Source organism: Nocardia vinacea, from assembly GCF_035920345.1.
Lineage (GTDB): Bacteria > Actinomycetota > Actinomycetes > Mycobacteriales > Mycobacteriaceae > Nocardia > Nocardia vinacea_A.
On sequence record NZ_CP109149.1, the window covers coordinates 1,313,270 to 1,326,638 of the forward strand.

The window sequence follows — 13,369 nt, forward strand, 5'->3', positions numbered from 1 at the left end:
CCTGCGGAATTACGGCGGCGGCAGGAGGCGCCGGAGGAATGTCTTCCCCTGTTCCAGCAGGGCGTCGATGCGGGTCGACCCGAGTGGGTTCGGGTCGACGATCTCGACCACGCGACCCAGGTTGGTCAAGGCGAATTCCAAATCGCGGAGGGCGCGGGGGCTGGACGGATCGGTTTCGAGGACGTCCTGGGCGATCGCGAGGGCCTCGCGGTAGACCTCGACGGCGGCGTCGTAGTCGTGTTCGCGTTCGGCGGCATCCCCGATCGCCCAGAGGATCAGACCGACATCGCGGTGCAGTTGCAGATTCTCCGGGTCGGCGGTGGCCAAGCGGCGGGCGATGGTGAGTGCCTCGGTGTTGTGGCGGAAGGCGAGGGGGAAGGCGCCGGTCGCGGCGGCGACCCTGGCGAGTTGGTGATGGGAGATGCTCAGGTCGCGCTGCTTTTCGGTATTGGTCGGGTCGGCGGCCGCGAGTTGTTTTGCGAGGGTGAGGGATTGGGTGTAGTGGTGGTCGGCGGCCAGATAATCGCCGGTGTGGATGGCCAAGTCGCCGAGTTTGTCATGGGAGATGCTGAGGTCGCGCTGATTTCGGGCATTGCCCGGGTCGGCGTCGGCGAATCCGCGGTGGATGGCCAGGGATTGGGCGTAGTGGATCGAGGCCGTGGTGAGTTCGCCGAGTCGCAGCGCCACATCACCGGATCGGTTGAGTGCGATGGCGAGGTCGCGTCGGTACTCGGCATTGCCGGGATCCTTCTCGGCGAGTTCGCGGTGGATGGCGAGGGATTCGGTGAAGAAGGTGAACGCTTCCTCGGGCGTTTCGTAGAGCAATGAGGTGTCGCCGATCTGCTGCATGGCAATGGCGACATCGCGGGTGATCTCGGTATCGCCCGGATCGGCCAGCGAAAGTTCGGCACTGATGCGCAGCTTTTCGAAGTAATGCCTGCTCGCGGTCTCGCCGTGCCCCGCGCGCATGGCGAGATCACCGAGTTTGCCGTGCGCGATGGCCAGGCCACGCCGGGATTCGGCGGCGTCTGGGCCGGATTCGATGAGACCGCCGTGCATCGTGAGCGATTCGGTGTAGAGGTAATGTGCGCCGTCGAGATCGGCGGTCAGCACTGCCAAGTCGCCGAGCCGGGTGCAGGCGTTGGCGAGGTCGCGACGCAAGTCCACGCGGGTGGGGGCGTTATCGGCGAGGGAGCGTCGGATGGCCAGTGCCTCGGTGTGGTGGGCGAGGGCCGCTGTGAGATCGCCGGTGCGCACGGCGATATCGCCGAGGCTCTCCAGTGCGCGGCTGAGGACCTGTTGCATATCGACGTTGTGCGGGTCGGTATTCGTGAGATGCCTTGCGGTGCGCAGGGATCGGCTGTAGTGCTCGCGCGCCGTGCCGAGATTTCCGGCCAGCATGGCGAGTTCACCGAGGGTGTCCAGCCCGATGACCAGCGCGCGTCGGGCATCGGCACTACCCGCGGCCGATTGGACCCGGGCTCGCAGCACCTCGACCAGCGCATACTGGCGATCGGTTGCGGCACCGAGGTTCCCGGTCCGGCGCAGTGCGCGCACCTCGCGCTCGCCGAGCTCGAGATAGCCGGGAGTTCCGGTCGGCAGTGTGGGCATGATCTCGCCGAGCAGGGCGGCGACCTGCAATTGGTCCAACTCGCGGCAGAAGGGGATGGCGAGTTCGGTGAGTTCCGCGTAACGACCCGCGGTGAGGAGATGTCCGCACGCCTCGCTGTAGTCGTCGAAGTCCCGGAAGCCGGCCGAGATTCGGGCCATCCGCATCCCGTGGGCTCGGTTGTGACGGCGAATACGATCAGTGCCCTGGTGGGCATCGAGGGCTTGGGCGACCCACGGGTGCACGAGATATCGGTCGTCGTAGGTGGTCAACAGCGTCAACCTGAGCAACGTATCGATGGCCGCCAGCACTTCGCGGCGCTGGTCTCGCGTCGCGTCGGCACCGAAGCGGGCATGGGAGATATCCAGATCGCGCAGCGGCGTCCGCGAGAGCGAGATCTGTAGCAGCAGTTCGCGTTCGGATGCATCGAGTAGGTCGAGCAGCGCGTCGACGAGGATGTCGCGGGTGCCGAGCACCACCGCGGTGTCGAGGCTTTCCGACAGCGTCCGGTCCTGGGCGAGATCGACGGCGTGTTCGTCGGCAAATCGGCGTAACCGTTCACCGACCGGCCGCAATGTGCCATCGCCACCACGCAATAACGCGTCGACGAATTCGATGAGCCGCGGGTGTCCACCGATCGTCCGCGCGACCAGCCGCTGCTCGTCCACGCGCAAACCGCTGATCTGTGGCAGCCGCAGGAACATTCGCTTCAACTCCGCGGGGCTCAGCGGAGTCAGGCCGACCTCGGTGAGATCGCCGGGAACCGGATAGCGACAGGTGACCAGCAATCGGCCTGTCCCGGCAATCCGGCACAACTGTGAAAACTGTTCGGCGAAACCGGGATCGAGGAATTCGGCACCGCCCGGTCGGGTCAGATTCTGCTCGAAATCATCGAACAGCAATAACACTCGGCTCCCCGCCAACAACTGATGGACATGCTTCAGTGCCTGCTCCCCGCTGTCGCGGGCGAGCGCATCGGACACCGTGCGCAATGCCGGATCATCCTCGATCGCCGCGTGGACTGCGTCGCACAATGCGGACGGATTCCATTGCCCCACATGTTCGGCGATATGCCAACCGCGCTCGCGCATGCGCGCGGCCACGCGACCGGCCACCGCCGTCTTCCCGAGTCCGCCCATCCCGGTGATCACCACACCCGGACGCCCACGCGACGAATCGAGCGTCCGGACGATATCGCGCACCGGCCCACGACGACCGATCAGATATCCGACCGGCAACTCACGCACCGTCGCACCGCTCGGCGCTTGCGTCCGGCGCCCGAGCGGCCGTGACGGCGCCGTCGGATGCCAGAGCGGTCGGTCAGCGACGCCGGTGAGCAGCGTCGGCACGAACCATTCGGGCGCAACCGTTGCTCCGTCGGCGAGGCGCTCCTGCTCGAGGGCCTGGCGCGCCTGCCCCAATGCGAAGGCGACCGACCCGGCCGGATGCGCGGACAGCATGGCGTAGAACGATTTCGCCAACAGCGTGGCATACCGGTCCGACACCCGCGTCTGCATGACGAGCACTCGTTCGACACCCCCGCTGATCAGCGTGCGTGCCAACCCGGCAGGCCCACCGTCGACACCGCCGCAACTCGACAACACCACCAGCGGCAGTGCCCGCTCCGAAGCACGCAGCGCGGCAATGAGATCCGCGGCCTCGACCACATCCGGATCGCCGTCCTCATCCTCCAATTCCAGAATCGTCGCCGACCCGTGCGCGCTCAGATGCAGCACGTGGAACTCCTCGGCCCGCAGTGCCGCGGTGATCTGTTGTAGCGAAGCGACTTCCAGAATGCGCACGCCGCCCCCATCCGCGGTCGGCACCTGTGAGACCGCGTCGAGGATCGCCTGCATCTCGGCTTCCACATCCAATGCCACATTGGCCGTGCGGGTCTCGGTCGGCGCGGCGACCGCGGCCAGGACTTTCAACGGTCCCGGTGTCAGCACGGGGGTGGGCTGCCCGGCACCCGAATGCCTGCGGGAGACGGCTACGGTCGGCCGCATGGCCAGGGGCATATCGTCGGCGAGTACCAGCATCTCGTAGGGGAGCAGCATCGTATCGTCGTCGACATCGAAGACGACCTCGGTATCGGAGCCGTCGACGAGTCGCGTCAGCTGCCACGTCGTGTGTGGCTCGAACAGTGCGTCACGCAGTGCGGTACCGATCTGGACGACCGCTCGACGCACCGTTTCCGGTTGACCGCCCACCACGTCCCACGCGCACGCCACCAGATCAGGCAGTGGCGCTACCCGTTCACCGATGGGCGCACCCGCCTCGAACACTGTGGTGCGTAGCGATTCGTTCGCATCGCGACGCACAATGACGCGAACCCGATTCATCGCCCACCCCTTACCGCTGGCGATGAGTCAAACTTACGCCGAAATGATCACTCGCAGGACAAGGTCCGCAACTGATCCAGATACACCCGGGTGCGTGGATCGCCCGGATAGCGCTCGATGATTTCGCGCGCCGCCTCGCCCGCGATCCACATCAGCGATGGCAGTGACCGCCGCTTGCCCGCGAAGGCCCGCATACCCTCGTCCAGCGCGAGCTCCAGATCGCGGTCGCGCACTGCGACCACCGCGAGGGTCAGATGTGCCTCCGACACCCGCATCGGATTGCGTATCGTGCCGTCGGCGCGGGTCGAGTGGCGGATGACCTCGCGCGCATAGGATTCCGCGAGCGGATCCTCACCCGCGACCCGGCTGCAGTCCATGGCGTAGAAGTCGAACTTCTGCGGATCGACCACGAAATGGTTGTCCAGATTGGTCGGATGGTCGAGTCGCTCGAGAATAGCTCGCCCCTGGTTCAGCGATGCCTCCACCTCGCGCCGATCACCCAGGCGGGCCCAGGCCTTCGCACGTTGTGCGCATAACTGGACACCGACGCCGAGTTTGCCGCTGGTTGTCAACGCCGGGTCGACCGCCTCGATCGCACCCCGATAGTTGCCCTGGGTCAGTGCGAACCAGGCCGCCATTTCCGAACTCCAGCCGGTGATCTCGGCATTCTCGGCTTCCTGGCCGAGCGAATAGGCCGCGCGGCGAGTGGCTTCCGCGGTGGTGCGCCGACCGAGGTCGTAGTCCACGCAACCGACCAGCAGTGCGACCCAACCGGCCAGTACGAGAATTTCGCGATGCTGCGCCAGAGTCAGCCGGCCGTCCAGCAGCGACGTGATGCGGCGCAACCAGGATGTGCCCTCGGTATGCAGATCGTGCGGATCGGCGAACGGATATTCGCAGCACAGCCGCTCCGCGGTGATGCGGATGGCATCGAGTGTGGCCGTGGAGACGTCGGACATCCGTAGCCTGCCAATGAATTCGAGGGTGTCCATCCCGGTTGCCGAGAGCAGTTCATCGTCGCGATTGGGACGATTTTTCGGGAAGAACGCGGCTGTCACCGTATCGAATGCGGCCGCGATGATAGGGGCATAGAAATCGTCCGGACGCGACTCGCCCGACTCCCAGCGTCGCCAGTTACGCAGCAGGGTACTGTCCGTCGGCAGGTTGTGCGAAGACTTCGCGCGCATCACACGGACGGCGTCGGCTTGTGACCACCCCCGCGCATCACGTTCGGAGCGCATTCGGACAGCCCAGACGGGTCGATCGTCTCCAGCGGCCACGTCTGTAGTATCGCATCAGTTAACGCTCAGTGGCCCGGATAGGGCATACAGATGTCACTGGGTTGACACCTGCACTCGCAGTTTTGCGTCCTACATGATGGATATGGGCGCGGAAGATTTGCCACGCTCCAGATGTAAGAACATCTGCTCTTACAAGTACGCAGTACCCCTCGGCGACGGGGGTGATCCACATAAGAGAACAGCGAGATCCCCAATCCAACGGAGGTTCGGGTGGAAGCGTTGATCTATGGATACTTGCGTGACGATCTGGCCGATGGCCACAGTGCAGAGCTCGAGGACGCGATGAGCAGCCTCGCCCGCGAGGAAGGGCTCTGCTTCGCCGCAACATTCCATGAATCGACTTCCGGTGACGGCACGGCATTCGCCGAGCTGACCCAGGAGCTCAAGCGGGCGGACGCGCATCACGTGGTGGTGCCGTCACTCGATCACTTTGCCGGCCAGACGATTCCGCGAGACATTCTGCTCGCGAAGCTGGCCCAGGACGCGGCGGCGCAGGTGTGGACCATCGAGAGCTGCGCGCTTCGAGACGAAGCTCTTGGCGAAGAAGCTGTGCACCAGGACTGACCTGCGTCGCAGGTTCGCCACCAGCCAGGTCGCGACCGCACCGGCTGCGAGAGATGCGAGCAGCGCCGCGACATGGTGTTGCCCGAATGGCGGATAGACCTGCCAGTGCAGCAGATAGACGAATAACGAGCTGTCGGCCAGCAGCGCGGCGACCCCAGCCACCAGCGCTGGCACGCGGACCGCGGGCAGCCAGATCAACAACAGCAGCCCGGACATCACCAGCCGCTCCCGATCGGGAACGCCGAAGTAGCCGGGCACCGAGATCAGCAGCACCACGCTCACGAGCAGCCGTTGCCAGATCGCCGTAGCCTTCGCGGCCGCCCAGCCGAGAGCGAAGAACCAGCAGGCCAGCGGCGAGAACGGCACATCCTTGGCCGGGTAGAGCCCGAACGACCAGAGCCGGAACGCCATAGTGAGCCCGACCAGCCCCATGGCGAACCAGAACGGCTCGCGCCGCTGCACGGCATCGATGAACGGCACCCGCACCAACAGCGCGGACACGACCATGAACAGCACAAGCACCTCGATGAACCACAGGTGCCCGGCGGTGTCGCTGGCGCGCGGTCCGAGAATCTTGTTGAGCAGCAATACATTCTGCCAGCTGTAATAGTCGGTGAACAGCAATGTCAGCGCCACCCAGGCGGCGGTCGGAATCGCGATGAGCGCCACCGTGTGCAGCGCGTGCCGCAGCCGTTCGGCGCGCGGAGTCATGGTGACCGCGAAGCGGGCGAAGTTGAATCCGGCGACACCGAGCAGGATATGTGCGGCGCCCCAGAGCACGAACATGCCGATATGCGAGCCAGCGATCAGGACGATCCCGGCGGCACGCAACAAGGTCGGGGTGTCCACTGTGCGACCGAATGTCCGGTGGCCGTCTGGAACTCGCTCGAGTTCGGCGACGGTCAGGTCCGGCCAGTTCGCGGGCAGTCGCCCGAGTGCGCGCTCGAGGCGGGTCGAGGTGGTGATGTAAGTCAGCGAGTTGCCGCCGAGATCGACGAAGGTGCTGTCGGGCCGGATCCGGGCCGGATCGATGCCGAGGGCAATGGCATAGAGCGCACGGATATCACGTGGCGGCTGCTCGGATTCGGGTGCGGCGAGTCGGCGGATCGCCGGATAGTCGGGCTTGTCATTGGGCAGGCGCGGTATTTCCTCGACCGCGCAGGCGCGAATCGCCGCGGCGGGCAGACCGGACAGTTCGGCGGCGGTCGCAGCGAGCGATTCCGCCGGAGATTCCGCGGCGACGACCAGCTGGTCGGCATCATCGGCGCAGCACGCCGTGAAACCAGCTGCGGCCAAACCGGATTCGAGCCGTTGCAGATCGATGCGCAGGCCGAAGATCTTGGCGAACCGGCTGTGCCTGCCGACCACCTGGTACAGGCCCTCGGGTGTGCACCGGGCCAGATCGCCGGTGTGCAGCGATTCGACCGTGCGGCCGCGGGCGAGATCGCGTGGGCCGTCGGCGTAGCCGAGCATCACATTGGGCCCGTGATAGACCAGCTCCTCGTCGTCGGTATCCGGCACGGGCTCCAGGGTGAATCGGCCGCCGGGAATCGGCTTGCCGATGCAGTCCGGATGTTCGGCGGCCAATTCCGGTGGCAGATAGGCCATTCGCGCGGTCGCCTCGGTCTGGCCGTACATGACGACGAAGTCCCAGCCCGCCCGCTTGCCGAGCCGGGCGTAGGCGCGGACCCGTTCGGGTGCCAGGCGGCCGCCAGCCTGGGTGATGTAGCGCAGGCTCGGCAGTATCATCTCGGCGAAGCCGACGCGGTCGAGCAGATCGATCGTGTACGGCACCGCCGCGAAAGATGTTGCGCCGTAGCGACGGAACTGGACCCAGAATTCGTCGTCGAGAACCGATCGGTCGGTGAGCAGCAGGCTCGCGCCGCGCAGCAGATGGCTGTGCACCACCGACAGTCCATAGCAATAGAACATCGGCAGGGTTGTCGCGGCGCGATCGTCGGCGTCGATGGCCAGATATTCCGCAATGGCGTCCGCATTCGACATCAGATTGGCCGCGGACAATCGCACCAGCTTCGGTGAACCGGTCGAGCCCGACGTACTCAGCAGCAGCGCCAACTCCGGATGCAGGCGATGCGCGGAGCGGGCCCGCCGGATATCAGGCGGGCCCGCATCGATCACGACATCGGGATCGTAGGTATCCAGCAATTCACTGGTGATCTCCGCGGTGAGCAGAACGACGCAGCCCGCGCTCAGCGCGCCGAGATACGCGACGAGCGAGTCGATATCGTTTCGCGCTGCGAGCGCGACGAGGCGCCGGTTCGCTCCGAGCTGCCGCGCGTATTCCTCGACACGTGCCGCCAGCTGCGCATAGGTGATCCGCTCCAAACCATCCGGCACCGATTCCGCTGCTGTGACGGCCGCCGATGGAGATCGAGAGCAGAGGACGGCGATCCGGTCGTCGAAATTGCGAAGGTGCGCGACGATCCGGTGAATAGTCACCCGGGAAGTCTAGATGGCAAGCCTTTCCGTACCTACGCGTGGCCCCGTGGCGAACTTTCGGTGAATTGTCCGAACCCGGACCGCAACAGCGCGAACCGATTACAGCCCGAAGCTGCCCGGACCCCGCCTGCGCAGGTACTTTTCGAATTCGGCCGCGATCGCGTCGCCATCGATCTTGGCCATCGCGTCGTTGAGATCGACGGCCGCGTCGCCGCGTTCCTCGAGCGAGCGCACGTACTCGCTGATCTCGTCGTCGCCGACGGTCATCTCGTTGACGGCGGTCTCCCAGTCCTCGGCCTGTTTGGGCAGCTCGCCGAGTGGCACCTCGATATCGAGTACATCCTCGACGCGGTGCAGCAGCGCGATGGTCGCCTTCGGATTCGGCGGTTGCGAGACATAATGCGGCACGGCCGCCCAGAACGAGACGGCGGGTACGCCCGCCTTCACACACTGATCCTGCAGTACGCCGGTGATACCGGTCGGTCCCTCGTAGCGGGTCTGCTCCAGGCTGAACCGCTCGGCGGCTTCCTTGCTATATGCCGACCCAGTCACCGGTACCGGGCGGGTGTGCGGGGTGTCGGCGAGCAGCGCGCCGAGTATGACGACGGTCTGCACGCCGAGTTGTTCGATGAACTCGAGCAGATCCGCGCAGAAGCTGCGCCAGCGCATATTGGGTTCGATACCGCGCAACAGCACCACATCGCGATCGCTGCCGGGCGGCGAGCAGACCGAGAGCATAGTGGAGGGCCACTGGATTTCCCTGGTCACGCCGTCGACCTGACGCACCGTCGGCCGATTGACCTGGTAGTCGTAATAGTCCTCGGAGTCGAGTTCGGCCAGCGGCTCGGCATCCCAGATCAGTTCCAGATGCTCGACGGCACCACTTGCCGCATCACCCGCGTCGTTCCAGCCTTCGAAGGCGGCGACCAGCACAGGATCCCGCAAAGTCGGCAGTTCCGGCTCGGGTGATACCGGAGATTCACTGGAGTTCACCCCGGTCAGCCTACGGCGTGTGAGCACGCGGCGTTGAATTTGCGCAGTCGGCGCGGCACCGTCGGTTCATCTGTCTGGGCAGGTGTGGCGCCCGACACCGGTACGGTGGTTCGGCATGTCGTAGCGGCCCACTACGCTTGATCACATGTCTGAGTCCAGCCCAGTCGCCTTCGATACCACCCTTCTCGACACGCTCCGGCGGCGTGTTGTGATCGGCGACGGTGCGATGGGCACGATGTTGCAGGCGGCAGATCTGACCCTGGACGACTTCCGTGGTCTGGAGGGCTGCAACGAAATCCTCAACGACACCCGCCCGGATGTACTGCGCAATATCCATCGCGCGTACTTCGAGGCCGGTGCGGATGCGGTCGAGACCAATACCTTCGGCTGCAATCTGCCGAATCTCGCCGACTACGACATCGCCGACCGGATTCGCGATCTGTCCGAACGCGGCACCCGCCTGGCTCGCGAGGTCGCCGACGAGATGGGCCCCAGCGCAGACGGTACCCCGCGGTACGTGCTGGGGTCGATGGGACCGGGCACCAAACTGCCGACACTGGGTCATGCGCCCTTCACCGCGCTGCGCGATGCTTACACCGAGGCCGCGCTCGGCATGCTCGAGGCCGGTGCGGACGCCATCCTGATCGAGACCTGCCAGGACCTGCTGCAGGTCAAGGCAGCGGTGACCGGAAGTCAGCGCGCGATGGTCGCGCTCGGACGGCGGATTCCGATCATCACCCACGTCACGGTGGAGACCACCGGCACGATGCTGGTCGGCAGTGAGATCGGCGCGGCGCTCACCGCGCTGGAGCCGCTCGGTATCGACATGATCGGATTGAACTGCGCCACCGGGCCGGCCGAGATGAGCGAACATCTGCGCCATCTGTCCCGGCATGCGACGGTTCCGGTGTCGGTCATGCCGAATGCCGGTCTGCCGGTGCTCGGCGCGAACGGCGCGGAGTACCCGCTGACCCCTGAAGAGCTGGCAATCGCGTTGCGCGGCTTCGTATCCGAATTCGGGCTCGCACTGGTCGGCGGCTGCTGCGGTACGACGCCGGAACATATTCGTCAGGTCACAGCGGCGGTCCGCGAGGTGGAACCGACGCTGCCTCCGCTGGAGGCGCGCCGCGAACCGGTACACGAGCCGAGCGTATCGAGCATGTACACCGCGGTGCCGTTCGAACAGGATGCCTCCGTCCTGATGATCGGCGAGCGCACGAATGCCAACGGCTCCAAGGCATTCCGCGAGGCCATGCTCGCCGAGGACTGGCAGAAATGCCTCGATATCGCCAAGGATCAGACCCGCGACGGCGCGCATATGCTCGACCTGTGCGTCGACTACGTCGGACGCGACGGCACCACGGATATGTCGGCGCTGGCGTCGCGACTGGCGACGGCCTCGACCCTGCCGATCATGCTCGACTCCACCGAAACCCCGGTCCTGCAGGCCGGCCTGGAACATCTCGGTGGTCGCTGCGCCGTCAACTCGGTGAACTACGAGGACGGTGACGGTCCGGACTCCCGGTTCCAGCAGACGATGAAGCTGGTCGCCGAACACGGCGCCGCGGTGGTCGCGCTGACCATCGATGAGGTGGGCCAGGCCCGCACGGCCGAGAAGAAGGTGGAGATCGCCGAGCGGCTCATTGCCGATATCACCGGCAACTGGGGTCTGCGCGAAAGCGACATCATCATCGACACGCTGACCTTCACCCTGGGCACCGGCCAGGAGGAGTCGCGGCGCGACGGCGTCGAAACCATCGAGGCCATCCGCCTGCTCAAGCAGAAGCATCCCGAGGTACAAACCACCCTCGGTCTGTCGAATATCTCCTTCGGCCTCAATCCCGCGGCGCGCCAGGTGCTGAATTCGGTATTCATGCACGAATGCGTGCAGGCCGGACTGGATTCGGCCATCGTGCACGCCTCCAAGATCCTGCCGATCGCCCGCATTCCGGAGGAACAGCGCGAGATCGCACTGGACCTGGTCTACGACCGCCGTCGTGACGATTACGACCCGCTGCAGAAGCTCATGTCGCTGTTCGAGGGTGTGTCGGCCTCGTCGTCGCGGGCCTCGCGCGCGGAGGAGTTGGCGGCGCTACCGCTGTTCGAGCGGCTCGAACGCCGGATCGTCGACGGTGAGAAGGCCGGGATGGAGGCCGATCTCGATGCCGCCATGACCGAGGTGCCGCCGCTGCGGATCATCAATGAGACGCTGCTGTCGGGCATGAAGACGGTCGGTGAGCTGTTCGGCTCCGGCCAGATGCAGCTGCCGTTCGTGCTGCAGTCGGCCGAGGTGATGAAGACGGCGGTCGCCTACCTCGAGCCGCATATGGAGGCCACCGACGACAGCGGTAAGGGCCGCATCGTGCTGGCCACCGTCAAGGGCGACGTGCACGATATCGGTAAGAATCTCGTCGACATCATCCTGTCCAATAACGGCTACGAGGTCGTCAACCTCGGCATCAAGCAGCCGATCGCGACCATTCTCGACGCTGCCGTCGACAAGAAGGCCGATGTGATCGGCATGTCCGGTCTGCTGGTGAAGTCGACCGTGGTGATGAAGGAGAATCTGGAGGAACTCAACGCCAAGGGCGTCGCCGACCAGTTCCCCGTGCTGCTCGGCGGTGCGGCGCTGACCCGCGCCTACGTCGAGAACGATCTCACCGAGGTCTACCGCGGCGATGTGCACTATGCCCGCGACGCCTTCGAGGGCCTGCGGCTGATGGACGACATCATGACCCGCAAGCGCGGCGGCGGCATCGATCCGGACAGCCCGGAGGCGATCGCGGAACGCGAGAAGGCGGTCGAGCGCAAGGCGCGGCACGAGCGTTCCAAACGGATCGCGGAACAGCGCAAGGCGGCCGAGGTGCCGATCGAGGTGCCCGCGCGCTCCGATGTCGCCGCGGACCTGCCGGTCGCGGTGCCGCCGTTCTGGGACACCCGAGTGGTAAAAGGCGTTTCGCTGCACGAGTATTCGGGACTACTCGACGAGCGCGCGCTATTCCTCGGCCAGTGGGGTCTGCGCGGTCAGCGCGGCGGCGAGGGCCCGAGCTACGAGGAGTTGGTGGAGACCGAGGGGCGGCCGCGGCTGCGGTACTGGCTGGACCGGCTGTCCACCGAAGGCGTACTGCAACATGCGGCCCTGGTCTACGGGTACTTTCCCGCGGTCTCCGAGGGCGATGACGTCATCGTGCTGACCGAGCCGAATCCCGATGCGCCGCAACGCTACCGGTTCACCTTCCCGCGCCAGCAGCGCGACCGGTTCCTGTGCATCGCCGACTTCATCCGCTCGCGCGAACGCGCCCGCGAAACCGGTCAGGTCGATGTGCTGCCGTTCCAATTGGTCACCATGGGACAGCCGATCGCAGACTTCGCCAATGAGTTGTTCGCGGCGGACAACTACCGCGACTACCTCGAGGTGCACGGCATCGGTGTCCAGCTCACCGAGGCGCTCGCCGAATACTGGCACCGCCGCGTCCGCGAAGAGCTGGTGCTGGAAGGGCATTCGATCGCCGACTCCGACCCCTCGGATGTGCAGGAGTACTTCAAACTCGGCTACCGCGGCGCCCGCTACTCCTTCGGTTACGGCGCCTGCCCGGAACTGGAGGATCGGGCGAAATTGGTCGACCTGCTCGAGGCGGACCGCATCGGCGTCGTACTGTCGGAGGAGTTGCAACTGCATCCGGAACAGTCGACCGATGCGTTCGTGTTGCTGCATCCGGAAGCCAAGTACTTCAACACGTAAGCGCCGACCAGTCTGTTTCCGGGCGGGATTCGTTATCCGACCCGTCCGGACATTGTGATTCTCACCGCATCGGAATCGGTACGATAGGTGCGTTTCCGGTGCGGTGATGGCCTTGATTACCTCGTGATATGTGAGATCGAATGTGGACGCCGACGACACGAGGGCTTGCGACGCGCGGGCGTATCCGATCGGCCACGCGCCTCTGACCTGGGGTATCGCCTCCGGGTTCGCGCGTCGGTGGATAGATGTCGGTCGGGTATGACAAAGTCGGAACTGTTGCAACTGCATCCGGGGCAGTCGGCGGATGTGAACGTCCTGCGGCAATTCGGGTGCAAAGGACTTCGGCGCGTAGCATTTT

At 65.4% G+C, this 13,369-nt stretch carries 5 protein-coding genes; 1 reads left to right on the forward strand and 4 read right to left on the reverse strand.

Annotation, left to right across the window (positions count from 1 at the left end; translation table 11 throughout):
* Window positions 1-9: 9 nt before the first annotated feature.
* From OIE68_RS06265 to OIE68_RS06280, 4 genes are all read right to left on the reverse strand, one after another.
* Window positions 10-3,951: a CHAT domain-containing protein gene (locus OIE68_RS06265; protein ID WP_327098433.1), complete on the reverse strand. Its 3,942-nt coding sequence runs from the start codon at window positions 3,949-3,951 to the stop codon at window positions 10-12.
* 47 nt (window positions 3,952-3,998) lie between these two features.
* Window positions 3,999-5,138, reverse strand: coding sequence for an XRE family transcriptional regulator (locus tag OIE68_RS06270; RefSeq protein ID WP_327098434.1), 1,140 nt, complete (start codon window positions 5,136-5,138; stop codon window positions 3,999-4,001).
* Window positions 5,139-5,669: 531 nt separating this feature from the next.
* The gene (locus OIE68_RS06275) at window positions 5,670-8,276 is read right to left on the reverse strand and encodes an AMP-binding protein (protein ID WP_327098435.1); all 2,607 of its coding nucleotides are present in this window, start codon (window positions 8,274-8,276) and stop codon (window positions 5,670-5,672) included.
* Between the two features lie 99 nt (window positions 8,277-8,375).
* Window positions 8,376-9,278 carry a PAC2 family protein gene (locus tag OIE68_RS06280; protein ID WP_051182178.1) on the reverse strand — a complete coding sequence of 301 codons (903 nt, stop codon included), beginning with the start codon at window positions 9,276-9,278 and terminating at the stop codon, window positions 8,376-8,378.
* A gap of 136 nt (window positions 9,279-9,414) precedes the next feature.
* Between OIE68_RS06280 and metH the strand changes: the two genes are divergently transcribed.
* Window positions 9,415-13,011 carry a methionine synthase gene (gene metH / locus OIE68_RS06285; RefSeq protein WP_327098436.1) on the forward strand — a complete coding sequence of 1,199 codons (3,597 nt, stop codon included), beginning with the start codon at window positions 9,415-9,417 and terminating at the stop codon, window positions 13,009-13,011.
* Window positions 13,012-13,369: the final 358 nt, after the last annotated feature.